At 41.9% G+C, this 25,378-nt stretch carries 22 protein-coding genes, 4 tRNA genes, 3 pseudogenes and 1 other annotated feature; of the genes and pseudogenes, 4 read left to right on the forward strand and 25 right to left on the reverse strand.

Annotated features, from left to right (window positions below):
• Positions 1–160: 160 nt before the first annotated feature.
• The 5 genes and pseudogenes from DWX73_RS09050 to DWX73_RS09070 all read right to left on the reverse strand — a co-directional run bounded on the left by DWX73_RS09050 (position 161) and on the right by DWX73_RS09070 (position 6,707).
• Positions 161–1,290, reverse strand: a pseudogene (locus DWX73_RS09050) (DUF362 domain-containing protein).
• A gap of 14 nt (positions 1,291–1,304) precedes the next feature.
• Complete coding sequence (locus DWX73_RS09055) at positions 1,305–2,993, reverse strand: phospholipase D-like domain-containing protein (RefSeq protein ID WP_118348483.1); 1,689 nt, start codon at positions 2,991–2,993, stop codon at positions 1,305–1,307.
• A gap of 23 nt (positions 2,994–3,016) precedes the next feature.
• A pseudogene (locus tag DWX73_RS09060) lies at positions 3,017–4,878 on the reverse strand (ATP-dependent nuclease).
• A gap of 14 nt (positions 4,879–4,892) precedes the next feature.
• Entirely contained in the window at positions 4,893–6,260 is a 1,368-nt protein-coding gene (locus DWX73_RS09065) for an MATE family efflux transporter (protein WP_118348484.1), read from the reverse strand.
• A gap of 3 nt (positions 6,261–6,263) precedes the next feature.
• A complete protein-coding gene (locus DWX73_RS09070) occupies positions 6,264–6,707 on the reverse strand; it encodes a MarR family winged helix-turn-helix transcriptional regulator (RefSeq protein ID WP_118348485.1) in 444 nt (147 codons plus the stop codon).
• Between the two features lie 236 nt (positions 6,708–6,943).
• Here DWX73_RS09070 and DWX73_RS09075 point away from each other — a divergent pair, with 236 nt between their 5' ends.
• Complete coding sequence (locus tag DWX73_RS09075; protein WP_118348486.1) at positions 6,944–7,834, forward strand: LysR family transcriptional regulator; 891 nt, start codon at positions 6,944–6,946, stop codon at positions 7,832–7,834.
• 58 nt (positions 7,835–7,892) lie between these two features.
• On the opposite strand, the gene DWX73_RS09080 is transcribed toward DWX73_RS09075, so the two are convergent.
• Both DWX73_RS09080 and DWX73_RS09085 read right to left on the reverse strand, forming a co-directional pair.
• A complete protein-coding gene (locus DWX73_RS09080) occupies positions 7,893–10,418 on the reverse strand; it encodes a heavy metal translocating P-type ATPase (RefSeq protein WP_118348487.1) in 2,526 nt (841 codons plus the stop codon).
• A gap of 15 nt (positions 10,419–10,433) precedes the next feature.
• Entirely contained in the window at positions 10,434–10,736 is a 303-nt protein-coding gene (locus DWX73_RS09085; protein WP_118348488.1) for a metal-sensing transcriptional repressor, read from the reverse strand.
• Between the two features lie 195 nt (positions 10,737–10,931).
• Between DWX73_RS09085 and DWX73_RS09090 the strand changes: the two are divergent.
• The 3 genes and pseudogenes from DWX73_RS09090 to DWX73_RS09100 all read left to right on the forward strand — a co-directional run.
• A pseudogene (locus DWX73_RS09090) lies at positions 10,932–11,069 on the forward strand (DNA-binding response regulator); the annotation flags it as partial.
• Between the two features lie 34 nt (positions 11,070–11,103).
• Complete coding sequence (locus DWX73_RS09095; protein WP_158556842.1) at positions 11,104–11,592, forward strand: sensor histidine kinase; 489 nt, start codon at positions 11,104–11,106, stop codon at positions 11,590–11,592.
• A 74-nt stretch (positions 11,593–11,666) separates the two neighbouring features.
• Positions 11,667–12,275, forward strand: coding sequence for a PepSY domain-containing protein (locus DWX73_RS09100; protein ID WP_242996786.1), 609 nt, complete (start codon positions 11,667–11,669; stop codon positions 12,273–12,275).
• A 59-nt stretch (positions 12,276–12,334) separates the two neighbouring features.
• Here DWX73_RS09100 and DWX73_RS09105 read toward each other — a convergent pair whose 3' ends face one another.
• From DWX73_RS09105 to gdhA, 18 genes are all read right to left on the reverse strand, one after another.
• A complete protein-coding gene (locus DWX73_RS09105; protein ID WP_118348491.1) occupies positions 12,335–13,375 on the reverse strand; it encodes an alcohol dehydrogenase in 1,041 nt (346 codons plus the stop codon).
• A gap of 13 nt (positions 13,376–13,388) precedes the next feature.
• A complete protein-coding gene (locus DWX73_RS09110) occupies positions 13,389–14,207 on the reverse strand; it encodes a hypothetical protein (protein WP_242996787.1) in 819 nt (272 codons plus the stop codon).
• 47 nt (positions 14,208–14,254) lie between these two features.
• Complete coding sequence (locus tag DWX73_RS09115; RefSeq protein ID WP_118348492.1) at positions 14,255–14,887, reverse strand: sigma-70 family RNA polymerase sigma factor; 633 nt, start codon at positions 14,885–14,887, stop codon at positions 14,255–14,257.
• A complete protein-coding gene (gene rlmB, locus DWX73_RS09120; protein WP_118348493.1) occupies positions 14,884–15,639 on the reverse strand; it encodes a 23S rRNA (guanosine(2251)-2'-O)-methyltransferase RlmB in 756 nt (251 codons plus the stop codon). Before rlmB ends, DWX73_RS09115 begins: the two co-directional genes overlap by 4 nt.
• Positions 15,640–15,656: 17 nt before the next feature.
• Positions 15,657–16,127: a Mini-ribonuclease 3 gene (locus DWX73_RS09125; RefSeq protein ID WP_118348494.1), complete on the reverse strand. Its 471-nt coding sequence runs from the start codon at positions 16,125–16,127 to the stop codon at positions 15,657–15,659.
• Positions 16,112–17,518 (reverse strand): cysteine--tRNA ligase, encoded by a 1,407-nt coding sequence (cysS, locus tag DWX73_RS09130; RefSeq protein ID WP_118348495.1) that lies wholly within the window; start codon positions 17,516–17,518, stop codon positions 16,112–16,114. The genes DWX73_RS09125 and cysS overlap by 16 nt, the downstream gene beginning before the upstream one ends.
• 49 nt (positions 17,519–17,567) lie before the next feature.
• Positions 17,568–17,790, reverse strand: a binding site (T-box leader).
• A gap of 89 nt (positions 17,791–17,879) precedes the next feature.
• A complete protein-coding gene (locus DWX73_RS09135) occupies positions 17,880–18,521 on the reverse strand; it encodes a hypothetical protein (RefSeq protein WP_158556843.1) in 642 nt (213 codons plus the stop codon).
• Positions 18,470–18,955 carry a GNAT family N-acetyltransferase gene (locus tag DWX73_RS09140; protein ID WP_158556844.1) on the reverse strand — a complete coding sequence of 162 codons (486 nt, stop codon included), beginning with the start codon at positions 18,953–18,955 and terminating at the stop codon, positions 18,470–18,472. The genes DWX73_RS09135 and DWX73_RS09140 overlap by 52 nt, the downstream gene beginning before the upstream one ends.
• Positions 18,956–19,067: 112 nt before the next feature.
• On the reverse strand, positions 19,068–19,607 hold the full coding sequence (gene ispF, locus DWX73_RS09145; RefSeq protein WP_118348498.1) for a 2-C-methyl-D-erythritol 2,4-cyclodiphosphate synthase: 540 nt from the start codon (positions 19,605–19,607) through the stop codon (positions 19,068–19,070).
• A gap of 11 nt (positions 19,608–19,618) precedes the next feature.
• Positions 19,619–20,458, reverse strand: coding sequence for a MetQ/NlpA family ABC transporter substrate-binding protein (locus DWX73_RS09150; protein ID WP_118348499.1), 840 nt, complete (start codon positions 20,456–20,458; stop codon positions 19,619–19,621).
• Positions 20,459–20,502: 44 nt separating this feature from the next.
• The gene (locus DWX73_RS09155; protein ID WP_118348500.1) at positions 20,503–21,168 is read right to left on the reverse strand and encodes a methionine ABC transporter permease; all 666 of its coding nucleotides are present in this window, start codon (positions 21,166–21,168) and stop codon (positions 20,503–20,505) included.
• Positions 21,158–22,177, reverse strand: coding sequence for a methionine ABC transporter ATP-binding protein (locus tag DWX73_RS09160; protein ID WP_118348501.1), 1,020 nt, complete (start codon positions 22,175–22,177; stop codon positions 21,158–21,160). Before DWX73_RS09160 ends, DWX73_RS09155 begins: the two co-directional genes overlap by 11 nt.
• Positions 22,178–22,266: 89 nt before the next feature.
• Entirely contained in the window at positions 22,267–23,172 is a 906-nt protein-coding gene (locus tag DWX73_RS09165) for a LysR family transcriptional regulator (protein ID WP_118348502.1), read from the reverse strand.
• 77 nt (positions 23,173–23,249) lie between these two features.
• Positions 23,250–23,323, reverse strand: a tRNA-Met gene (locus tag DWX73_RS09170).
• Positions 23,324–23,344: 21 nt separating this feature from the next.
• Positions 23,345–23,417 (reverse strand) — tRNA-Val (locus DWX73_RS09175).
• Positions 23,418–23,532: 115 nt separating this feature from the next.
• Positions 23,533–23,606 (reverse strand) — tRNA-Met (locus tag DWX73_RS09180).
• 18 nt (positions 23,607–23,624) lie between these two features.
• Positions 23,625–23,697 (reverse strand) — tRNA-Val (locus DWX73_RS09185).
• Between the two features lie 173 nt (positions 23,698–23,870).
• A complete protein-coding gene (gene gdhA, locus DWX73_RS09190) occupies positions 23,871–25,205 on the reverse strand; it encodes an NADP-specific glutamate dehydrogenase (RefSeq protein WP_118348505.1) in 1,335 nt (444 codons plus the stop codon).
• Positions 25,206–25,378: the final 173 nt, after the last annotated feature.

The raw sequence follows: 25,378 nt of genomic DNA on the forward strand, positions 1-25,378 counted from the left end.
TTCCACCTCACGGTGGACACCCTTGTCATTGGCTGTATCCTTCCCACTACTAGGGCGGATTAGGGACTTTCACCCATTAGCGACGTGCGCCGCAAGGCGCACCAAAAAAATCCGCTGAAAGAATTACTTCTCCAGCGGATTTTCCGTTCTTGATAAAGCTTTATTTTACAAAGACAAGTTCGTATGCCCGGTTTCCGATTCCAATCTTCTCTGCATGTTCCAGACAGGTCCGGTACTCTGAGTCCGGTGTTGTGTTTACAAAGTGATCGTGATGATCGCAGAAATCATCTCGTCTCATATTTTCTCCAAGCAGACTGTTCGGCAGCGGCTCTGCCTGCAGACACGCATCCACACAGGCCTGATCAAGCGCTAATGGATCAAATGATGCAAACATACCGATGTTTGGCAAAATCGGCGCATCATTTTCACTATGGCAGTCACAATGCGGAGACACATCTACAATCAAAGAAATATGGAAATTCGGCCGTCCGTCAATAACAGCTTTTGTATACTCTGCCATACGACAGTTCAATTCTTTTACTGCCGCACTGCTTGAAAATGCAATTGCATCAAAGTTACAAGCGCCGATGCATCTGCCGCATCCAACACAGTTTTCATTAGAAATTTCCATTTTTTTTGTAGCATCATTCCATACAAGACCGTTATTAGCACATTCCTTCATACAGCTCTTACAGCCACGGCATTTTTCTGCGTCAATGGTTGGTTTCCCATTATAATGCTGATCCTTCTTTCCGGCTCTGGAACCGCATCCCATACCGATATTCTTAATCGCACCGCCAAATCCGGCTGTCTCATGTCCTTTAAAATGAGAGAGACTAATAAAAATATCCGCATCCATTACTGCACGGCCGATTTTAGCTTCTGTTACATATTCTCCGCCTTCTACCGGAACAGCAATGTCATCTGTTCCCTTTAAGCCGTCTCCAATCAGAATCGGACAGCCCACTGTCATCGGCGTAAATCCATTCTCCCATGCACAATATAAGTGTTCCAGTGCATTTTTTCTGCTGCCCGGATAGAGTGTATTGCAATCTGTCAGGAATGGATTGCCGCCCAGCTCCTTCACGACATCTGCAACTGCTTTTGCATAATTGGGTCTGAGAAAACTAAGATTTCCAGCTCACCAAAATGCATTTTTATTGCTACAAATTTATTTTCCATATCAATCTCACCAATCCCTGCTTTCCGGATCAGTTTTTTTAATTTGATTGGAAGTCCTTCTCCTAATCTTGTACGAAAGTCTGTGTAGTATACTTTTGATTTCTCCATTTGAATCCCTCCTGTCACATCAAAAATCTGGCCCATCCACCTAAAAGGTCCAGTGCTTTGATGCGAAATTCCTTCTTTTTGCTCATTGGCCGCGGTGTAACTCCTTCCGGAAGATCATAAGAATCTTTTCCCGTTACCCGAAGCGCATCTGCCTCATAGCTGCTCATTTCTTTCCTCAACTGCATCGTGAGTTCCTGACTGTCTATCACAAGCATGAGCTCTGTATCAAGATATGCGCTTCTCATATCCCAGTTAAAAGAACCGATACCTGATATATGATCGTCTACTGTAAAACATTTTCCATGATAGGATACACCTTTATCATATTCCAGAATAGAAACTCCAGTTTCTAAAATTTGCCCTTTATAGCGATGATAATCCATTGCTCCGAAAGGATTTCCATTATTCACAACAGAGTTGGTCATCATCTGCACTTGACGTCCGTCCGAACAAACTTCTTTGAGTTTCTGAAGCATCCAGTCATCGCAGATCAAATATGGCGTATGGAATGTCACTTCTGATTCGGCAGATTTCATAATCTCTGCCATTTCATAAAACGCAGTTGGCTCTTTTACATTAGCATGAACTGGGTTTGCAATCAACTGTACATTTTGAATTGGCACTGTTTTTTCATAAATATCTTCTTCCACAAACCAGTCTGCATGTGTTTTTTCTATCTGCTGCTTTAATTGTTTTAATTCTTTTCCGGCTTTTTTTACTGACGGATTCCATTTCCAGAGGCCGCTTCCGTATGGTCGGCTGTCCGGCTGTTTCCAGACAGATTGAAAATAATTCTGTACTTGGACAATAGATGGATTTTCACTTTCCTTACAGGAAACAAATACATCCCAGTCATAGTTTTTGTACCCTTTCTGATCTCCAAGAAAGAAATCAAATGTATTTCTTCCTCCCAGAAGATATGCTGTATCATCTACAAGAAGATATTTATCATGCAAACGTCCCATCAATGTCCACGGTTTCCAAAGCCTTACCGGATTATATACCCGAATCTCCATATGCTCCTGCTGCGCTGCAGCTAAAAAGTACGGATTTCCCCACATGGTCTTCAAATAAGGGAATCCATCAACCAGGATCTTTACTTTCACGCCCCGATCGGCTGCATCCATAAGGGCTGCCAACACCTGCTTACCGCTCGTATCAGCGTCAAACTCAAAGGTAGAAAGTATAATTTCTTCTTTCGCCTGAGAAATAAGCCGGATCCTCTCTTCCAAAGCCTCGCCATTATCTGAAATAATCTTTGCACGCTCGCCTTCCTGACGTGTACCGGTATAATCCGCAAGATCAAAATTCTCCATTGTGTCTTTCTGTACTTCCGGCTGTTTTACATAAGGCAAAATTGCCGCCAAAAGAAATACGACAAGAAAAATGCCGCCTGCCGTCAGAAGATTTCTCCTGCAAAAAATTGCTGCATTCCACTGCTGCAGCCACTCTATCAACAATATCAGTGTGCTGATGCAAACAAAAATATTTGCTGCAATGACTGCTTCTTTTGGAAGCAGTAACATACACACCATGAGAAGCAGTATCACTGCCATTCCTGCAATTCCTTTTCTTGTCAATCCAAGCAAAAGCGTAGCGGCTGCATTGGCAATGAGCAGGAGCAAAAGTACTGACATCGCCGGATAGCGGCTGACCAGAAACGCCGCTAATACAATTTGAATCAAACATATCCACTTTCTCATGTTTATCCACCTCTTCTATTCTTTTACATTCCCACCCTGTTTTTTCTGCTCTCAAAATAGATAAACTGCTCTACGGAATCCAAAATGTCCTGAAAATCTTCTCGCGGAGCTATGTCAATATATCGCGTCAGAAGTTCCTGCTCCTGCGCTTTATATCTTCCATAAAAAATGTCATACAAATTATGGCCTCTCATATAGATTTTAATATTTTCCATATTATTTTTCACATCTTCTGCCGTCTCAATATCATGTCCTATCGCTTCGATCAGCGCCTGCCCGCTTCGCATACGATGAAGATACTCTTTCCATTTGTCAAGAAATATTTCGTAAAAGGCTTCTTCTGATTCCACAATACCAAGCGCCGCCATAATCTTTGGATTGAGGAAATAATTCTCAAAAGAATAATATTTCAAAATCAGAACATTTTTTTCTGTGACACGGGGAAGACGATCCACATCTTCCAGATTACGCGCTTCATAATATTTGCAAAGTTCCCTTTTTAATTTCTCCCGGTCTTTGCCGTCACCATCCCGGATCATTAGAAAATTATCTTTTAAGTACACTTGATTCATATATTTCAAATTCGCATACGTTTTAATATTCGTGCAGCTGTTTGTTGTAATAATCGCAATTCTGGACAAATTTCCCTCTTCATCATACGTTTCAGAAAATATTTTTTCAGAAGCAGCGGAAGCCGGCTTTTATCTTGTTTCCCCTCTACAATAAATACGAAATTCACATTCATCACATCTGTCGCAGAATAGCCAAGATCATCAAGCACTGCGCTGATATCTGTCGTCGGACAGATTTCTGAATAGCCATCCTTGCCCAGCATGATCTGACGAATCTGCCTGCTGCCAAAGTTTGGCAAAAGATTCGGCGAATGTGTAGAAAACATTACCTGATTTTTCTTTGAAAGACGGTAAAGAATCTCGCCACAGCTATTTTGAAGTTTCGGATGCAAAAACATTTCCGGATTCTCTACAATGATAATATCTGTATTTTTTCTATTTTGATCTTCACATGTCTCAAGCAGCGACAGAAGATAAATGCTGCGCATACCCTTGCCGAGAGAACTCAATGGTCTGCGGCGGTTCTGCCCTTTTCCTTCGATTTCTGCAGTTACAAGCAACATCTTTTCAATGTCGCGGTTCATAGAATAATGAATGATCTCCCGCCCTCCATTTCTCCGAAAGTTCTCATTGACACGGCGTTCAAAATCATCCAGATTCAAACAATAAAGCTTATATTCCAACAGCTTTGCCGCCTCAAAGGCATTTAGTTCTTCTGCTGTCTTCTGTCGTATCAGTCCCATACAGGAAAAACAGTGATTACATTCCTTTGCCCGATCAAACATACAGCATCCGGAACGCATTTGTTTCAGGAGGTCATCTTCCTGCATCATTAACAGTGCATCCTGAAACTGATTTAGATTCCTCTGCACATCCAGATAATACACATTTGGAAATACTTGTAAGATATAATGATTCTGCTTTTGAAATCCGTCTGCATAACGGATTTTTCCTTCTCTGTTTGCAGTGTATACAAAGCTTAACTCTCCATCTGAATAAGAGGGAAGCTTTTTACAGAAATCCCGATACCACGCCTCATATCTGCGGTAAGTACTGACTGTTCCGGTTTGATGAAACCGATGAAGGTCTTCTTCTGTTATCTGCAAAGTGACACCGATCTCTATGTTTGGATAATCTTCCTGGAAATCATCGCTGCTGATCTTATAATCTCCGCTGACTGCACGGACAGCATCCAGGATAACGGTTTTCCCGGTATTATTCTGTCCCACAAGGATCAGTGCATTTTCAATTTCCTGAATGTGCATATTTTTGATCGACTTAAAATTACGAATCCACAAATCTACAATCTGCATAACATTCTCCTGTTTTATTTTTCTCCAATTAACATTAGTGACTTTTTAAACCGAACACGGAACAGACAGGCTGTAAAAAGCACTGCCAGAAAGTCTGCAATCGGTTCTGCCATATAAACAGCCATCGTCTGATTCTGTTTCAACAGCATTGGCATAATATAAATCAGCGGAATGAGAAGAACAAATTTTCTCATAATTGCAACCGTAATAGATTCTTTTGCATTTCCGAGCGAAGTAAATGTCATCTGACACGCCATCTGAATTCCAAACAGACACATGCTTCCCATGTAAATGCGAAGAGCTGTTCCGGTAAAGTCAAGAAGCGCTGCGTCGGTTGTAAACATGGATGCGAATGCTCTCGGAAACATCATTACCCCAACCCAGAACAGACACGAATAGGCAAGGCTCAGTTTCAAAAGCAGTTTAAACGCCCCTTTTACCCGCTCTACATTTTTAGCTCCATAATTATAACTGATGATCGGCTGCGCTCCCTGTCCGAGTCCCTGGATTGGCAGCAGGGCAAACTGCATAACGCTTGTTAAGATTGTCATAGCTCCAACTGCAATATCCCCTCCGTATTTTAATAATGAGGAATTGAAGCATACAGAAATGACGCTCTCACTTGCCTGCATAACAAAAAAAGAAGAACCAAGTGCGATACACGGCAAAATTACTTTTGGGCAAAGTCCAATATTCGCCTTGCGGATTTTAAGAAATGGCTTCTTCCCAAATAAAAAGCTCAATACCCAAATGCAGGAGCATGCCTGTGAAATGATCGTTGCAAGCGCTGCACCGCGTACTCCCATATGCAGTCCGAAAATGAAGATTGGATCCAACACAATATTCGTTACCGCGCCAATTAATACAGACAGCATTCCGGTTTTTGCAAATCCCTGCGCTGTGATAAATGCATTCATTCCCAGCGTCAACTGCGTAAACAGTACGCCAAGAGAATAAATGTTCATATAACTTACCGCATATTCAATCGTATTTTCACTGGCTCCGAATGCCATCAGAAAACTCCGGTTAAAGAGAAATAGAACGACAGTTAAAATTAATGAAAGAACTACCTGCAGCGTAAAGCAGTTGCCAAGAATCTGCTCTGCTTCATCATTTTTTCCTTTTCCCATTGCAATCGAAGCTCTCGGAGCTCCTCCATTTCCTACAAGTGCTGCGAATGCAGAAACGATCATGATCAGCGGCATACATACGCCTACGCCGGTCAGCGCCGCTGCTCCGTTTTCCGGAATATGCCCAATATAAATCCGGTCTACAATATTGTACAGCATATTAATGATCTGGGCTGTGATTGTCGGCAATGCAAGCCGCAAGAGCAGTTTCCCAATTGGCTCTTTTCCCAAAAAATCCTTTTCTTCTTTCATGTCTTATTTCCTTCTCTCTGCTATTTTTTTGCTGTTTTCAATCACTTTGTTGCTTAGTCTAATAAATGTCTGGCGCTCTTCCTCTGTCATGCCGTCAAACAGTCTCTTCTCATAATCAGAACGCAAAACCTGCATTTTAGCACTCACAGGATCTGCTGCCGGAAGCAGCGACAAATGCACTTTCCTGCGGTCATTTTCATCCGGTCTTCTCTGCAAATACCGCTTCCGGATCAGGCTGTCCACTGCCTGCGATACATTTCCCTTTGACAGCATGCGATACTCCACAATATCTGCAGCTGTATCACAACTTGGATTATTCTTCAAAAACACAAGAATTTTCGCTTCAATCAGCGTCAAATCATACATTTCACAAACACTTTTCATTAAATCCTCATCGATTTTCAAGATTTTTCTAATACTTACAAGAAGATCCGTTGTCCTTTTCATAACACTCTTTCGCCCTTTCTAATACTATTTCGGAAACCTCTCTTTTTTCTTTCTTCATTCCCGCAAAGCGTTTCTTAAAGTTCTTTTCAAAACAGTTCTAAAAAAAAACTTTTTTCTTTTTATTATAGAATATGACTAAAAAATGTCAACCGCAAATTGTTTTTTCACAAAATATTTGATATGCTTATTTATACTGATTTATCAGATTATTAATATCTATTTTTCCGGAGGTTGACATGCTTGATTTTCGTATGAAAACATTTTTGACAGTCTGTGAATCCATGAACTTTACTCATGCCGCTGAATCACTTCATCTGACACAGCCTGCTGTTTCACAACATATTAAATATCTGGAAGAGATTTACGGCGCTCCTCTTTTTCTAAGGGAAAAGCGAGGTCTTAAATTGACACCAGCCGGTGAGATTCTTCGCCAGGCTTTAGAAACAATGCGAAATGATGAAGAACATATCAAAAAACGTATCAAAAGCAGTTTGGTCAATCAGAAATCATTGACTTTTGGTGTTACGATGACTATTGGAGAGTATGCCGTCATCCCTGCACTTGCAGAGTTTATCAAATCACATCCTGAAACTAATTTTCACATTCGATATGGCAATACCCAAACACTCCTTTCAGAACTTCGAGAAGGAATCATTGATTTTGCTATTGTAGAAGGTTATTTTACTAGTGAACATTATGAAACCCGGAACTATCAAACAGAAGAATACATTGCTGTATGCGCTGCTAGACATCAATTTCAAAAGCCGATTCGAATGTTAAAAGATCTTACTGGGGAACGTCTTTTGATCCGGGAACAGGGATCCGGAACAAGAGCAATTCTAACAAAAACACTTGCTCTGAAGAATATGTCCATCCATGATTTTCAACGAATTGTTGAGTTAGAAAACATCCACGCCATCGTCAGCCTTCTTTGTCGGGACTGCGGTATCTCTTTCTTGTATAAAGCCGCTGTAACAGAAGAGCTAAAATCAGGACGTCTTGTCCAGATACCTCTGGTCGATTTCATGGTCATGCATGATTTTACATTTCTCTGGAATAAAGGGAGTCTTTTTTCAGACGAATACGAACATATTTTTCAAGAATTACAAAAGGGAGGTCCTTTCTAATGGACGCTCCCTTATCTGCAATATTCCTATTAAGATTTTTCACGAATTTCCCGTAATCTTAAATAATTTCTTTTACTTCATAATCCTGATCTTCCACTGTCTGTTTTAATACATCATCGGAAATCTCTTTGTTTAATTTTACCACTGCTGTTCCGGCTTCATAGCTCACCATCGCTTCTTCTACTTCCGGCAATTTCTCAAGACATTTTTTTACCCTCGCTTCGCAATGTCCACACATCATTCCTTCAATTTTCATTGTTTTTTCCATAGGTTGTTCCTCCTCTTTCTTTCTGATTTTTATTTTTTTATCTTTTCCTGCATCTCGCATGTTGAAAAAATTCAACCGGAGTGCATTTGTCACAACACAAAAACTGGATAAACTCATTGCTGCTGCTCCAAACATCGGATTTAGCTTCCAGCCAAAAATCGGATACCACAAGCCTGCTGCCAGCGGAATTCCAATCGCATTATAGAAAAATGCCCAGAACAGATTCTCATGGATATTTCGCAGCGTTGCACGACTTAAACGGATTGCGGCCGGTACATCGCTTAATTTACTCTTCATCAATACCACATCCGCCGCATCAATGGCAATATCTGTTCCGGCTCCTATCGCAATTCCAATATCAGCCCGCGTCAAAGCCGGAGCATCATTGATGCCGTCTCCAACCATAGCTACTTTTCCTTTCCGTTTCAAAGAGCGGATTACACTCTCTTTTCCCTCCGGAAGTACCCCTGCAATAACTTCGTCGACTCCTGCCTGTTCTCCGATTGCTTTCGCAGTGCGCTCATTGTCTCCGGTCAGCATAACTACATGGATGCCCATATTCTGCAGCTCTTTTACCGCTTTCGGACTGTCTTCTTTTATCACATCAGCTACCGCAATTACCCCAATCAGTTTCCCTGCTTCAGCAAAAAAAAGCGGTGTTTTTCCAAGATTCGCAAGTTCCTCTGCCTTCTTCTTCATTTCTGCCGGAACTTCTGCCATCTCGCGGATAAATTTGAAATTGCCTCCTGCCACCGGCACCCCATGCCATAAGCCGGAAAGACCGTTTCCCGGAACTGCCTGGAATTCTGTTACTTCATCCCTTTCGTCAACAACGCTCTCTCTGGCTTTCTCTAGAATTGCTCCTGCCAGCGGATGCTCACTCTTCTTCTCCAGTGCATATGCCATTGTAAGCAATTCTTTTTCTGTTACACCTTCTGTCGGAAGCATGTCTGTTACCTGCGGCTTTCCGCTCGTAATAGTTCCGGTCTTGTCCAATGCCACAATCTGCATCTTTCCGGTCTCTTCCAATGAAGAAGCTGTTTTAAACATCACTCCATGTTTTGCTCCCATGCCATTTCCAACCATAATCGCCACCGGTGTCGCTAATCCAAGTGCACACGGACAGCTAATTACCAACACTGAGATTCCTCTTGCCAACGCAAAACCAATACTCTCTCCTACAGCCAGCCATCCCAGAATCGTTAACACCGCAATCCCAATGACTGCCGGAACAAAAATCCCTGATACCTTATCTGCGACTTTCGCGATCGGCGCTTTCGTAGCCGCCGCATCACTCACCATTTGAATAATCTGAGATAACGTAGTATCTTCTCCTACACGGGAAGCCTCACACTTCATAAAGCCAGATTGATTTAAAGTTGCGGCAGAAACGGTATCGCCAGGTTTTTTATCAACCGGAATACTCTCTCCAGTCAACGCAGATTCATTGACTGCACTCATTCCTTCCAATACAATTCCATCTACTGGTATATTTTCTCCCGGACGCACAAGAAAGATATCACCGCGACACACCTGCTCAATCGGCACCTCCATCTCTCTTTTCTCTCTTAAAATCGTCGCTGTTTTTGGTGCCAGTTTCATCAAGCTCTTCAATGCATCTGTCGTTTTCCCTTTCGAGCGGGCTTCAAGCATCTTTCCTACCGTAATTAATGTCAGAATCATTGCTGCAGATTCAAAATAGAATTCGTGCATAAACTCCATTACTTTCTCTGTATTACCATGCATCTGTGCATCTGTCATCGCAAATAATGCATACATACTATACACAAACGAAGCTCCTGATCCAAGGGCAACTAGCGTATCCATATTCGGCGCTTTGTGCCACAAGCTTTTAAATCCACTGATAAAAAATTTCTGATTAATTACCATAACGATCCCGGTAAACAGCATTTGAAAAATACCAATGGCCACATGATTTTCCGCAAAAACTTCCGGAATCGGCCAATTCCACATCATATGCCCCATAGAAACATACATAAGCGGAATCAAAAAGCAAAGCGATGCGATCAAACGCTTTTTCAGCTTTGGTGTCTCTGTATCTTTCAAGAAAGCTTCCTCTCCTCCAATTTCCGGATTTCTTTTCTGCAAGCCACGGTCTCCTTTGACCTGCGCTCCATATCCGGCTTCCTCTACTGCTGCAATCACTGCTTCCGGCTGTGCATCACCTTCTACTCCCATAGAATTTGTCAAAAGACTGACAGAACATGCTGTCACTCCGGGCACTTTCATGACTGCTTTCTCTACCCGGGCGCTGCACGCCGCACAGCTCATCCCCGTTACTGAATATTGTTTCATGTTCTCACCCCTCTATTATTTCATTAATTTCTGAAGCGTTACAACTAATTCATCGATGATCTCATCATTTCCTTTGCGGATATCTTCTGCAACACAGCTTCGGATATGCTCTGCCAGCAGCACTTTGTTAAAGCTATTCAGTGCTGCATTCACTGCTGACACCTGAATTAAAATCTCCGGACAGTATGCATCTTCTTCTACCATCCTTTTGATTCCTCTTACCTGTCCTTCAATCCGGCTCAGACGATTTACCAAGTCTTTATATTCTTTCTCTGTTCGCTTCTTCGTTTTATGACAGCATTCTTTCCTTTCTTCCAATGTTCTTTCCTCCTGCTTTATTCCAAAATCTCTATTCGTTTTCTGTTCAAGAAAATAATATACCCATACAGGGTATGTGTCAATAAAAAATCTTCAAAAGGAAAAAAGTATCTCAAAATCTACTATTGGCTGTCCAATTTCCTCTCAAAAATGGTATACTAAAAAATATCTATAAAAGAAAGAAGGATGGATATTATGCGTATTTTAATTGCAGAAGATGAAAAAGATCTCAATCGTCTCATTGTATCAAAACTTGAAGCAGAACATTACAGTGTCGATCGCTGCTTTGATGGGGAAGAAGCGCTTTCCTATCTGACTTCTGCCGAATATGACCTTGCTAACATTCGAACACCTGAATCTTAGTGAATTGACAGAAATAGCTGTCGAAGAGCAGGCTTTAACCGCTGCCTCCAGGCATATCCAAATTCATACAGAGATTACTCCGGATCTATTTGCCTGCGTAGATGAAACCGCTTACTTCCGACTTCTGATCAATCTTTTATCCAACGCCGTCACTTATGGAAAAGAGAATGGAAACGTATGGATTAGCCTTACGCTGTCCGGTTCTGACATTCTTCTTCAGATTCGTGACGATGGTATCGGCATGTCAGAAGAGGTACTCTCCCATATCTGGGAACGCTTTTATCGTGCTGATTCCTCCCGAACCGGAGACAGCCATTTCGGTCTCGGACTTTCTATGGTGCAATGGATTGTAACTGCCCACGGCGGCACTATCACTGCCCAAAGCAAGCCCTCTGCCGGAAGTACCTTTACTGTTTTTCTCCCCGCATCTCATTCTCAGGAAGATTTCGAGCCTAAAAAAATTAAAAAAAATGAAAAAAATGAAAGGTTTTAATTTTTCTTTAATCTTCACATACTATACTAAATACAACACAAAGATACAGAAAATCAGAAAGTGAGGATTTGACTATGAAACGTATGAAAACATATATGACATTACTTGGAGCTTCTATTATTTTATCCGGCAGCATGGCTGCCTGCGGTTTGGCTTCCAATGGTTCTGATATCGGAAAGGAGAAAGCTGAAGAAATTGCTTTAAATGATGTTGGGATTACTAGAGAGGATACTTCCAGATTCCGCATTTCCAAAGACCATGACGATGGTCTTCCAACTTACGATATCCAATTTACTTATGATAATATGGAGTATGAATATGAAATTCAGGCTTCTGACGGAACAATCCTTGACACTTCCACAGAACCTTCTGAAAATGCATCCGCTTCGGCACAAGCAGATTCACAGAAGCCTTCCGCCCAAGCAGATTCACAAGAATCTTCTTCACCGGATTCTGCTTCCACTCACAAAAATGCCTCAAACGGCATCACATGGGAGGAAGCTGCTGCCCTTGCTCTTGAACGTGTTTCCGGAGCAACCCAAAATGATCTTCGTATGAACCTCGACTTTGACGATGGATATGAAACTTACGAAGGAGATATTATTTATAATCAGATTGAATATGAATTTGAGATTGACGCTGCCACCGGAAAATTTCTTGAGTGGAGCGAAGAAAGACATTAAACATTCTATCCCATGACACACACGATCGTGTGCTTTTTGTCATATAACGTTCTTAGTGATTATTTTACATTTACAATTGCAATCTTAATGACTTGATCCAACCGCTGCTCAAAGACACGATATGCTTCCTCAATATCTTTCAGTGCATATGTGTGAGTAATTAACGCAGTCGTATCAATCTTCCCTTCTGCAATCAATTCCAGAATTTCATTACAGTCGTAGCCGTCAACACCGCCTGTCTTGAACGTGAGATTTTTTCCATACATATCCGGCAATGGCAATGTCTGTGATTCATCGTAGAGAGCTACAATCGTCACAGTCGCATTTGGTCTTGCACATTTCCATGCCATCTGGAATGTTTCTTTCGTTCCGGCAACTTCCAAAACAACATCTGCACCCCCGTGCCTGCTGTATTTTTGCACCATTTTTTCACATTCTTCCGGTGTGGCAACATATACATTCGGATAGTGTTCACGGACAAATGCTATTCTTTGCGGATCTTTCTCACAGATAATAATATGTTCCAGCTCCTTTAACATCACACAGAGTAATGTGCAGATTCCTGTCGGTCCTGCTCCGATGATCAGTACCGTATCTTCTTTCTGAATATTGGAAATCTTTGCTGCCCAGAATCCTGTTGCAAGAACATCCCCCACAAACAGCGCCTGAGCATCTGTCACGCCGTCCGGAATCCTGTTCAGTCCCTGATTGGCATACGGCACTCTTACATATTCTGCCTGTCCGCCGTCAATCCGACAGCCAAGCGCCCATCCACCGTTGGCATCAACACAGTTATTCACAAATCCATGCTGGCAGAAGAAGCACTCTCCGCAGAAAGTTTCCACATTTACTGTAACACGATCTCCGGGTTTGACTGCTGTTACATCTTTTCCTATTTCTTCTACAATTCCAACCATTTCATGTCCAACAGTAATTCCCGGAACCGCTCTCGGTACCGAACCGTGTTTGATATGAAGATCACTGCTGCAGATGCTTCCCATCGTCACACGAACGATTGCATCCTGTCCATCTTTCAAAACCGGTTTTTCTTTCTCTTTTAATTCAAATTTCCCTTTTTCCACATAAGTATAGGCAAGCATAGTTTCCTCCGGATTATAGTGATTCGCTTTTGTTCGAATTCCTCTTTCTTGTTCCAACCGCCGGAAGTTTTTTCGGCAGCGGAATCTGAATTCCAAGAATCATTTTCGTAAACCATACAAAAAACAACAGTACGAGAATCGGAATCAAGCAGGAAGTCACAATCATTACCGCCAGCGATTCAATAAAATTATTTAATACCGTTTCTACTTTTGTTACAATTCCAGACACTCCGTCTTTAATCGCACCAACAAATTTATCCCAGACACCGCCGCTTTCTTCCGTATTTTCTTCAATCTCTTCCGTCGCTTCTTTTGCCGAAGCAAGCGTACTATTGATAGAAGACTCATAAGTTGCTTCAATCATATCTGCAACTTTTACACCGGCAGGGATCACTGCTGCAATCGCAATTGCAAATACAGTTAATTTCACTACAAACTGCCGGTAAATCTCTTTTTTACGGAATAATCCGATCACATACAGCAGACAGGCTGCCGGGATCAATATCTGAAATGCTGCGAATCCGGTTATCGTCAATAAATATTTTTCCAGATAAATAGCACAAAGCACAATCAAAAAGTAAGAACTCAGATCTGCCAGTTTTTCTGCAATTGGTGTTGCTGTTTCTCCGGGAATCATCGTTACCGCAGTAGATGCCGCCACGGAAGCTGCCGTCAGTTCCATTACCGTTTTCTTTTTCTCATCCAGAGACTGAATGGTCTTTGCATGAAACTCCGGTGATGTCGCATATTTCGCTAAAACAAAAACGGAAATTAGTGCAATCACAAGCGCAGCTGCAATCTTTATCATTTGTCTGTAATTATTCTTTGTCATACGAATCTCCATTTCGCGCCAAATCAAGGCAATTTTCTTCTGATATATTATTTTTTCCCTGCATGTTCCATAATCTGCGCCGCTTTTGCCCGGATTCGTTGGAGCGCGTTATCTACCGCTTTGGGACTTTTATCGATCAATCTTGCAATCGTCTGATAATCGATTCCCTGCAGCTGCAAATACAGTACCCGACTTTCCAGATTGCTTAAATTCTCTTTCAGCGCACTTTCCAGATGCTCCATCTGCTCTTTCCCAAGCAGCAGCTCTTCCGGATTGCTTTCTTTTTCTGCTTCCATCACATCCACCAGGGGGAGATGCTGTCCCCCTTCTCCCGATTCACATTGTTCTACCTCATAGATTGATATATAAGAATTCAATGGGATATGCTTCTTTCTTTTTGACGCCTCAATAGCAGAATACATCTGCCTTTCTACACAAAGCTCCGCAAATCCGGAAAAAGCTCTTCCATAGTCCGGATTAAAATCCTGGATTGCCTTAAACAATCCGATCATTCCTTCCTGAATCAGATCATCATTTTCGCCACCGAGAAGATACATCGCTTTTGCCTTCTGGCGAACCATATATTTATACTTCTCCATAATATAATCGATAATTTGCTTATCACCTGCTCGAAGTTCCCTGATCAACTGCTCATCTGTTTTCTGCTTATAATCAATCATGATAATCTCTGGCGGACAATCTCATAAGCCAACACTCCGGCTGCTACTGACGCATTTAGAGAATCGATATCCCCTTTCATCGGAATCGATGCAATATAATCGCATTTTTCTTTCACAAGACGCCCTACGCCTTCGCCTTCATTACCGACAACAAGACCTATTGGCCCTTTCAAATTCATGCGGTACATCACTTCTCCGCCCATATCCGCACATACAAACCAAAGCCCCTGCTCTTTCAGTTCTTCCATCGTTTTTGCCAGATTTGTTACTTTTGCAACCGGTGTATAATTCAGCGCTCCGGCAGACGTTTTCGCAACGGTCGCAGTCAATCCTACTGCACGCCGTTTCGGAATGATTACTCCATGTGCACCTGCAAGATTAGCTGTACGGATAATAGCTCCAAGATTGTGTGGATCTTCAATATTATCCAGAAGAATCAGAAATGGATCTTCTCCTTTCTTTCTTGCCAGTTCCAGCATATCTTCTACTGTCGCATATTCATATGCAGCTGCATGAGCCACAACTCCCTGATGTTTCTTAGTCTCAGAGAGTTGATCTAAGCGCTCTTTTGTTACAAAATTAATAATCGTATCATGTTTTTTCGCTTCTCGGATTACAGTCCGGATCGGTCCGTCCTGACATCCATCCAATACATATACTTTATCAATTGTTTTTCCGGAACGAAATGCTTCTATTACCGCATTTCTCCCCTCAATTACAAGGTTCTCCACCGTCTTCATTTCTTCAATCATCTTTTTCTCCTATCACTCTAAGACTTCTGCTTTCTTAAAATCAAATCTGCTGTTGGGTGTTCCATAAATTCCAAGCCGATTCTGACAAGTTCCATAATTCTGTCATATCTCTTTTCCAAATACAAATATCCTATCAACGCTTCAAATCCTGTTGCACGCCTGTAATCGGTAATGCTCTGATTCTTTGCCGGGGAAACCGACTTGGCATTTCTTCCCCGCTTATACACTGCATGCTCCTCTTCTGTCAAAAGTTCCTGAAGCGGCCGCATCATTTTGGACTGGGCAGAAGCCTGGACAAGCGCACTCGTTTCTGCATGAAGCTTCTGTACCTGCTTATTTCCCTGATTCACGATAAGACTCTTAATTATCAGATCGAACACGCAGTCACCAATATACGCCAGCGTCAAAGGGGAATAACTCTGTACATCCACATCCTGCATATCAAATGCCGCTCTCAGACAGTCATCAAATCCTATGCTCTTTTCCATTTTACACCTTCTCTTGTATCTTCCAGAATAATTCCTTTTTCAAGAAGCTCGTTACGGATCTCATCTGCTCTCTGGAAATTCTTTGCTTTTCTCGCTGCCTGGCGCTCCGCGATCAAGCTCTCAACCTCTTCATCAAGCATTTCTTCCTTCTTCTCCACAATCAGTCCGAGTACGTCTGCCAGTTTTACGATCAGTCCTTTTAATTGTTCCAAAAATTCTTTGGAAGATGTTTCGTCTGTATTTGTATTTGCATATTTTACAAGATTGAAGATTGCGGATACCGCATCTGCTGTATTGAAGTCATCTTCCATTGCCCCTTCAAATTCCTTCACAAACGCTTCTGTCTTTGCAAATTTTTCCTGCTCTTTTGCTGTCATCGCATCTTCTTTTGCGTTGCCGAGCAAATACTTCAGATTCTCTACCGCTGTCACAATGCGCTCAAAACCGTTCTTGGCAGCATCCATCAGCTCTGCGCTGAAATTCAGCGGGCTTCTGTAGTGAGCGCTCAGCATAAAGAACCGAAATACCTGAGGATCATACTGTTCTGTAATTTCACGCACTGTGCGGAAATTGCCAAGAGACTTGGACATCTTACGGTTATCTATATTCAGGAATCCATTGTGCAGCCAGTAGTGTGCAAATTCTTTTCCATTCGCAGCTTCGCTCTGGGCGATCTCATTTTCATGGTGTGGGAAAATCAGATCCTCTCCGCCTGCATGGATATCGATCTGTTCTCCAAGATATTTTTTAGACATCTCTGAACATTCAATATGCCAGCCCGGACGTCCGTCACTCCACGGAGATGTCCAGAAAGGCTCTCCTTCTTTCTTTGGTTTCCAAAGTACGAAATCAAGCGGGTCTTCCTTTTCATCTTCTCCGGTCACAAGAAGAGATCTTTCTCCGGAACGCAGATCATCCAGATTCTTATGGGATAGTTTCCCATATGGTTCAAATTTTCTTGTACGGAAATATACCGTACCGTTCTTCTCATAAGCGTATCCCTTCTCGATCAAGGTCTCGATCATAGCAATCATTCCCGGTATTTCCTGCGTAGCAAGCGGATGTGTTGTAGCAGGTCTTACGTTCATCGCTTCCATATCTTTCTTGCATTCTGCAATATAGCGTGTGGAAATTTCCTCTGCTGTAACTTGTTCTTCGTTTGCCTTTTTAATAATTTTGTCATCTACATCTGTAAAATTTGATACAAAATTCACTTCATAACCTTTGTACTCAAAATAACGTCTTACCGTATCAAAAATAATCATCGGTCTTGCATTGCCAATGTGGATAAAATTATAGACCGTCGGTCCGCATACATACATCCGCACCTTTCCTTCTTCAATCGGTACAAATTCTTCTTTTCTTTTTGACATCGTATTATATAATTTCATGTTCATCATCCTCCTTCATGAATCAAAAAACACTCCATCTCCTGTTTCTTCAAGAGACGAAGTGTTCCGCGGTTCCACTCTTCATTAAAAGAATTGCTTCTTTTCACTTTATGCCGGTAACGTCAGCCTACGTATCCGGCTTGGACAGCGCTTTCACCGGATCAGCTCCCGAATGCACTTCACAATTTCTCCTCTGAAAGCTGCTTCCAGCCGATGGCAGCTTCTCTCTGTCAGTTTCTGAAACTGTTACTCTCTTCGTTCTTCGCCTTTTCATATCTGATATATAGTGTATGGGAAAATGTTTTTTTTGTCAACTCCCATTCAGCCTGTAAAAACAGAAAACAGCTTTTTATTCTGCTTCTTATACAATTTCATTGAGAAATACTCTGTTCCAGAAACAGGACGCTTCCACCAGCTTTTCTACTGTAATTACCTTCTTGTCCGTATTACCAAGTTCTCCTTCTTTCGTGACGCGAAGAACTTCTCCTTCTTCAGCCTCAATCTTCCATTTCCCACAATTTTCAGAAAGAATCTCATCTTTCACAGCAATCTCTTCGGAAAATGCTTCTCTGGCACGAAAACATTCCAAAAATGCTTTCAGATCAACAATTCTCGCCATAATAACCGGCTTTTGGGGCATCATTTCCCACACAGTCCTATCTTCTGACAGCATCTGTTCTTCCACAGCCTGACAGAGGATCATCCGCTCTTCCCCGCCTGTCAAAGCGTACACGATTGTTCCAAGCAGTTTCTCCACTTCCGGAAGCAAAAGCGGTTCCCGTATCTCCATATACTCCTCTTCTTCTGCATAGTATACACAGCCTAACAGCTGTCCTTCCCGCTCCAGCAGCAGAATCCCTCCATTTTCACTCATCTGCTCTTTTAGCATCATCTGATAATACTCCACCGTCCGCCGTGTCCTCACAAGGCAGCGTTCTTGAAGATACTGCTCTACAAAAGTAGCAATCTTACAGCAATCTTTTTCTTCTGCCTGCCGACACAAAATCCCTTCCGGAAATTCCCTTTTCTTTCCGGCAATCTTACAGCGTTTCTGATGATAAATAAATCGGAACCCATGGGGCGCGTAGATTGCTTCTGCTGCCGGCATAAGAAAGGTAAAGGCTGATGCTCTCTGTACATTTCCTCAAGCGCCCGATGCAGAAGCCTTGCCATAAATTTTCTTCCCCGGTACGCTTTCTCTGTAGCTACCCCAACAATATAATTGGTTTTTTTAACTCCTCCCGGCATAACCATTTCATAAGGATTTAGCTGAAGCATAGCGCGGATGTCCCCATCTTCCTCTATAATAAAGATTTCATTTTCTTTTGTTTTGACTGAATAATAATAATCCAGAAATTTCTTTGAATCTTCACAAAAGATTTCTTCCCAGAGCTTTCTTGTTTTTTTATGCTCTTCCTGTTCTAGTTTTCGAATCATCTCTTCCTCCTGTCCTGTGCCATCCATATCTTTTCTTCAAATATGATACCTCTGCTTTTTTCACGGGAAAAGGCAGCGCCGGTATTTGATTCCGCCACTGCCTGATTTTTTCTTATTTTCTACCACATCCCGGACAGGATGAACATCCTTGTACAGGTGTCACATCATAACTAAAATTTGTTATTTTCTCTATCGCACAGATTGCCTGTGAAGAAATTCCTTCTCCACTTCCAGTGAATCCAAGTCCTTCCTCTGTTGTTGCTTTTACATTTACCTGATCCACTTCTATCTGAAGTGCCTCTGCAATATTCTGACGCATTGACGGAATGTGCGGAAGCATCTTCGGACGCTGTGCAATAATGGTCGCATCGATATTTTCAATCACATACAGTTTCTCATCCAAAAGTGTTCTGACATGTTCCAGGAGTTTCATGCTGGAAATTCCTTTATACGCTTCTTCCGTATCCGGAAAATGTCTTCCGATATCTCCAAGAGCTGCTGCCCCAAGAAGTGCATCCATAATTGCATGTAACAGTACGTCTGCATCTGAATGTCCAAGCAACCCCTTTTCATAAGGTATCTTAACCCCGCCAAGAATCAAATCTCTTCCTTCTACTAATTTGTGTACATCATATCCCATACCTACGCGCATATTTTTACCTCTTATTCTACGACTACAACAGCGCCATTATAAGTCTTGTCAATATATGTTTTCACATCATCACTCTTTAAAGCCTCAACCAGCGCTTTCACTGCATCGTTATTTTCGTTGCCTTCCTTTACTGCAATGACATTGACATATGCTTTTACTGCATCTGAAGAAGCATCCTCAACAACAAGTGCATCCTTTTCTGCTGTATATCCTGCATCCAGTGCATAGTTACCATTCATGCATGCAAATGCCACTTCTGATAAAACACGCGGAATCTGTGCCGCTTCCAGTTCAACAATCTCTACGTTGTGCGGATTCTCTTCGATGTCTTTCTTTGTTGCATTCAGGCCGGCGCCATCTTTTAATGTTATAATACCCTGTGATTCTAATAAAAGCAATGCCCTTGCTTCATTTGTTGTATCATTTGGTACTGCAATTTTGTCTCCGTCCTTTAAATCCTCTAACTTCGCTGTTGTTCCCGGATAAATTCCAAACGGTTCGTAATGAATCTCGCCGGCAGATACAAGATGTGTTCCCCGCTCTTCATTAAAATTATTCATATAAGTAATATGCTGGAAATAATTGGCATCAATTTCGTCTTCTTCCACTGCTGTATTCGGGATTACATAGTCAGAATATTCTTTGATCTCCAGTTCATATCCTTTTTCTTCAAGAATCGGCTGTACTTCTTTCAGAATTTCCGCATGCGGTGATGGGGACGCACCAACAACGATCTTCTTGCTTTCTTTTTTACTTTCTCCGCTGTCTTTGCTTTCTCCGCCGCATCCTGCGAGAAGTGCCAATGATAATACTGCTGCTGTTCCAATACATAATACTTTTTTCAATTTCATAATACATTCCTCCTGTAAAACATGTTGTCTTTTATCTCAACTGTCTAGCGAATACGCTTATCGCTCTTCTTCGACAGACTGATTCCTCCCGCCTGCACAATCTGAACGATTACAACAAGCAATACTGTTGTTACGATCATAATTGGGAATTCATAGCGGTATACTCCATAACGGATTGCAATATCTCCAAGTCCTTCGCCTCCGACAAATCCTGCCATTGCTGTATAACCAATAATTGTTGTGACTGAAATCGCTGCTCCTACAAGAATAGACGGAACCGCCTCTGGAACAAGTACTTTATAAATAATCTGCCATGTACTTGCTCCCATTGATTTGGCTGCTTCGATTACTCCATAATCAACTTCCTTCAAAGAAGATTCAATCATTCTCGCAATATAAGGCGCTGCGGAAAATACAAGCGGCGGAATCATGGCTGTCGGGCCAATCTTTGTTCCTACAAGTACCTTCGTTACCGGCATCACTAAAATCAGCAAAATAATAAACGGAACCGATCTTAATATATTAATTACAAATCCTAAAATACGATTCAACGTCGGCATCGGCCGAATCCCGTCTTTTTCTGTTACGACAAGGATCACTCCAAGCGGAAGTCCGATCACATACGAAAGAAGTGATGCGATTCCTGTCATATAAATTGTCTGCAGCATACCAATTCCGATCATACGCCATGTTTCTGCATCAAAATTCATTTCCCTCTACCTCCTCATATGGTATCTTCTCTGTCTCAAGAAATCTTATAACCTTTTGTCTGTCTTCAACATTCGCCGGTACCTGAATGACCATCTGCCCGAATGCCTTATCACCAATTCGCTTTGTGGACGCATACGCAATATTTACCGGGAATCCGCATGCCAGAGCCATTTTGCCAATTACCGGCTCTGTAGCTTCCAACCCGTCAAAAATAATACGATAAAAAGACTTTGTATCAAAAGAAATCTCTTTGAGTGAATCTCCGAGAATAAAATGACGTCCGATCTGTGACTTCGGATTGGAGAATACTTCTTCTACAAGTCCGCACTCTGCAATCTGACTCTGATCAATAATCGCTACCCGATGGCAAACAGATTCTACCACTTTCATCTCGTGGGTAATAATAATAATTGTAATGCCAAACTTCTGATTAATCTCTCTTAACAGGTCTAAAATGGACTTTGTTGTATTCGGGTCCAAAGCACTTGTAGCCTCATCACAGAGAAGCACTTTTGGATTTGCAGCGAGCGCTCTTGCGATTGCTACTCGTTGTTTCTGTCCTCCGGACAATTGAGCCGGAAATGCTTTTGCTTTATCTCCAAGTCCTACCACCTCTAAAAGTTCTTTTGCTCTTTTCAGCGCATCCTTTTTTGGCACTCCCGCAATCTCAAGCGGGAAACTGATATTTCGTAAAATATTCCGCTGTGACAGAAGATTAAACTGCTGGAAAATCATTCCTATGGATCTTCTTGCTTCTCTGAGCTCCTTGTCAGACAATTTCCCCAGTTCTTTTCCGTCAAAGATCACTGCTCCTTCTGTCGGTTCTTCCAGATAATTCATGCATCTTACAAGAGTACTTTTTCCGGCTCCACTCAATCCGATGATTCCAAAAATTTCCCCTTCCTGAATCTCAAGATTAATATCACGAAGGGCACGCACATTTGATTTTGCTCCCTGAAATTCTTTTCCAAGATGCTTCAATTCAATGATTGTTTTCTTATCACTCATATTCTCATTTCCTCTCTGCTTTCTGTTTGATATTGTAATAGACTTTTCTGTTCTTGTCCAAGTTAAAAAACAAATATCTTGTTATAGGTTTAACTAATATCAGTTTTTAAAACACTGCGAAGTGCATCTAAATACATCTGACCGAGTTCACTGACCACATGGCTTTTTCGCACAACATAGCCAACTTTGATCTCGTCATCTTCCATTAATGGCCTTGAAATGATCTGGTCTTCAAACTGACTGATAAATCCGGTAGAAATGGTATAACCGTTTAAACCAATCAGCAGATTAAACAGCGTTGCCCGGTCGTTGACAACAATACTTTTCTTATGGGACACAGTGCTTAAAATCTCTTCCGAAAAGTAAAACGAATTGTACTCTCCCTGATCAAATCTCAAATACGGCAATTCTTCCAGATCTTCTACCGTCAGCAGTTCTTTCTGAGCAAGCGGATTATTTCTTCCAAGAAATACATACGGTCTTGTACGGAACAACTCATGAAAAACAAGATGCTTTTCTTTCATAAATTTTGTCAGGATTTTTTCATTAAAGCTATTCAAATACAAGATTCCGATTTCACTTTTAAAATTTTGCACATCTTCCATAATTTCATACGTCTTTGTCTCTCTCAGAGCAAATTCATATTCTTCCCGCCCATATGTGTGGATCAGTTCCACAAATGCATTTACTGCAAACATATAGTGCTGTGTAGAAACTGACAGAAGCTGCTTTTTCTGTTTCTTATGAAGATATTTCTGCTCCATTAACTCTGTCTGCTCCAGAACCTGGCGTGCATAGCCAAGAAATTCCCGCCCTTCCACGGTAACTTCAATTCCCCGGTTATTTCTCCGAAAAATATCAAAACCAATCTCTTCTTCCAGAGTGCGAACAGTTCCGGACAGACTCGGCTGTGTAATAAACAGATTTTTCGCGGCATCATTAAAGGAGCCGCAATTTGCAACTTCCACAATATATTTTAATTGCTGTAATGTCATAGCCTCTCCCTTCTTTCCTTCTTCAAAAACATTTTTACAAAAGAAAAAAAGCTTGCGGACACAAGCTTTCTTAAAAATAGCGGGAACTGGATTCGAACCAGCGACACTACGGGTATGAACCGTATGCTCTAGCCAACTGAGCTATCCCGCCATATTCTCTTTTCAATAAATATGGGACCAATAGGGCTCGAACCTATGACCCTCTGCTTGTAAGGCAGATGCTCTCCCAGCTGAGCTATGATCCCATATCTGTTAGATTGCTCTTGCAATCAGCTTCTTTAGTATATATCACTAATTCTGATTTGTCAAGAACTTTTTGCTGTTTTTTCAAACTTTTATTCATCTGAAATCTTCAGCAAATAGCGGGAACTGGATTCGAACCAGCGACACTACGGGTATGAACCGTATGCTCTAGCCAACTGAGCTATCCCGCCACATTCTTTCGATAAATATGGGACCAATAGGGCTCGAACCTATGACCCTCTGCTTGTAAGGCAGATGCTCTCCCAGCTGAGCTATGATCCCATATCTGTTAGACCGTTCCTCACGACCCGAGTGCTATTATACTATTATCTCTTTCCATTTGTCAATAGTTTTTTTCGCTTTTTTTACATTTTTTGCATTTTCATAAATAAAAGACGAAATTGCTTCCGTCTTTTATCGTCACACACATATCTTTATAAATGAAATTCCCGCTATTAACAAATCCCCTGCGCGTTCATGGCATCTGCCACTTTCTCGAATCCTGCAATATTCGCTCCTACTACATAGTTTCCTTTCATACCGTAACGCTCAGCCGCATCTGCCATCCGATGACAAATATCAATCATAATCTGATGCAGTTTCTCATCCACCTCCTCAAATGTCCAACTCAGACGCTCACTGTTCTGAGACATTTCCAGAGCAGAAGTAGCCACTCCTCCGGCATTCGCTGCCTTCCCCGGTGCAAATAATACTCCATGCTCTTGAAGGTATTCGGTTGCTTCCAGTGTTGTCGGCATATTTGCCCCTTCTGCAACTGCAATGCATCCATTTGCTGCAAGCATCTTCGCATCTTCCAGGAAAAGTTCATTCTGGATAGCACACGGAAGTGCAATATCTACTTTCACACTCCATACGCCTCTTCCGTCATGGTATTCGGAATTTGGCCGGTAGTTCTGATATTCCGCTATACGGCCGCGCTTCACTTCCTTAATCTCCTTCAGTGCTGCCAGATCAATTCCTTCCGGATCATACACCCAGCCGATAGAATCACTTGCTGTTACTACTTTTGCACCAAGCTGCTGTGCTTTTTCAATCGCATAAATAGCCACATTTCCGGAGCCGGATACTGCAACCGTCTTCCCTTCCAGTGACATTCCGTTCAATTTAAGCATCTCCTCTGTCAAATACAAAAGTCCATATCCGGTTGCTTCCTTCCGTGCCAGAGAACCGCCGTAACTTAATCCCTTTCCAGTCAGGACGCCTTCATAAACTCCCCGGATTCTCTTATACTGTCCATACATATATCCGATTTCTCTTGCGCCTGTTCCAACATCGCCAGCCGGTACATCTGTATCTGCCCCGATATGTCTGTAGAGTTCTGTCATAAAACTCTGACAGAAAGCCATAATTTCTCTATCCGATTTCCCCTTTGGATCAAAATCTGATCCGCCTTTTCCTCCGCCAATCGGCAGACCTGTCAGAGAGTTTTTAAAAACTTGCTCAAACCCAAGAAATTTAATAATTCCAAGATTCACAGACGGATGAAGACGAATTCCTCCCTTATACGGTCCAATCGCGCTGTTAAACTGCACGCGGTATCCGGTGTTTACATGCACCTGACCTGCGTCATCCACCCACGGTACCCGGAACATGATCTGCCGTTCCGGCTCCACAAGCCGTTCTAACAGAGCTTCTTTTCGATAATTCTCTTCATTGGCCTCAATTACTATCCGTAGCGATTCCAGCACTTCCTGCACTGCCTGATGAAATTCCGGCTGTGCCGGATTCTTTTCTATCACAAGTTTCATGACTTCATCTACATATGACATATCTTCTTCCTCCTGAATCTTTCTCTTCACTTTATATTCCAGGAAATGGACATCTCCTTTTTTTCATGTTCTCACTTTAATTCTTTTTTATCATTCTGTCAAGTTATTTTTATCATTTTTACCAATTTTATGAATATCAGAGCGCACTCTATTTCATTTTTTACACTTATAAC

The organism is Coprococcus sp. AF21-14LB (assembly GCF_003458885.1).
In the GTDB taxonomy this organism is placed as follows: domain Bacteria; phylum Bacillota; class Clostridia; order Lachnospirales; family Lachnospiraceae; genus UBA9414.

Bases quoted from the DNA above. Each gene is read 5' to 3' on its own strand.
- DWX73_RS09065 (WP_118348484.1), bottom strand. From the start codon at position 6,260: ATGAAAGAAGAAAAGGATTTTTTGGGAAAAGAGCCAATTGGGAAACTG.
- DWX73_RS09070 (WP_118348485.1), bottom strand. From the start codon at position 6,707: ATGAAAAGGACAACGGATCTTCTTGTAAGTATTAGAAAAATCTTGAAA.
- DWX73_RS09110 (WP_242996787.1), bottom strand. From the start codon at position 14,207: ATGACAAAGAATAATTACAGACAAATGATAAAGATTGCAGCTGCGCTT.
- DWX73_RS09155 (WP_118348500.1), bottom strand. From the start codon at position 21,168: ATGAATTTTGATGCAGAAACATGGCGTATGATCGGAATTGGTATGCTG.
- DWX73_RS09055 (WP_118348483.1), bottom strand. From the start codon at position 2,993: ATGAGAAAGTGGATATGTTTGATTCAAATTGTATTAGCGGCGTTTCTG.
- DWX73_RS09165 (WP_118348502.1), bottom strand. From the start codon at position 23,172: ATGACATTACAGCAATTAAAATATATTGTGGAAGTTGCAAATTGCGGC.
- rlmB (WP_118348493.1), bottom strand. From the start codon at position 15,639: ATGATTGAAGAAATGAAGACGGTGGAGAACCTTGTAATTGAGGGGAGA.
- DWX73_RS09080 (WP_118348487.1), bottom strand. From the start codon at position 10,418: ATGAAACAATATTCAGTAACGGGGATGAGCTGTGCGGCGTGCAGCGCC.
- DWX73_RS09100 (WP_242996786.1), top strand. From the start codon at position 11,667: ATGAAACGTATGAAAACATATATGACATTACTTGGAGCTTCTATTATT.
- DWX73_RS09075 (WP_118348486.1), top strand. From the start codon at position 6,944: ATGCTTGATTTTCGTATGAAAACATTTTTGACAGTCTGTGAATCCATG.
- DWX73_RS09140 (WP_158556844.1), bottom strand. From the start codon at position 18,955: ATGATTCGAAAACTAGAACAGGAAGAGCATAAAAAAACAAGAAAGCTC.
- DWX73_RS09115 (WP_118348492.1), bottom strand. From the start codon at position 14,887: ATGATTGATTATAAGCAGAAAACAGATGAGCAGTTGATCAGGGAACTT.
- gdhA (WP_118348505.1), bottom strand. From the start codon at position 25,205: ATGTCATATGTAGATGAAGTCATGAAACTTGTGATAGAAAAGAATCCG.
- DWX73_RS09125 (WP_118348494.1), bottom strand. From the start codon at position 16,127: ATGGAAAAGAGCATAGGATTTGATGACTGTCTGAGAGCGGCATTTGAT.
- cysS (WP_118348495.1), bottom strand. From the start codon at position 17,518: ATGAAATTATATAATACGATGTCAAAAAGAAAAGAAGAATTTGTACCG.
- DWX73_RS09160 (WP_118348501.1), bottom strand. From the start codon at position 22,177: ATGAGTGATAAGAAAACAATCATTGAATTGAAGCATCTTGGAAAAGAA.
- ispF (WP_118348498.1), bottom strand. From the start codon at position 19,607: ATGCGCGTAGGTATGGGATATGATGTACACAAATTAGTAGAAGGAAGA.
- DWX73_RS09150 (WP_118348499.1), bottom strand. From the start codon at position 20,458: ATGAAATTGAAAAAAGTATTATGTATTGGAACAGCAGCAGTATTATCA.
- DWX73_RS09105 (WP_118348491.1), bottom strand. From the start codon at position 13,375: ATGCTTGCCTATACTTATGTGGAAAAAGGGAAATTTGAATTAAAAGAG.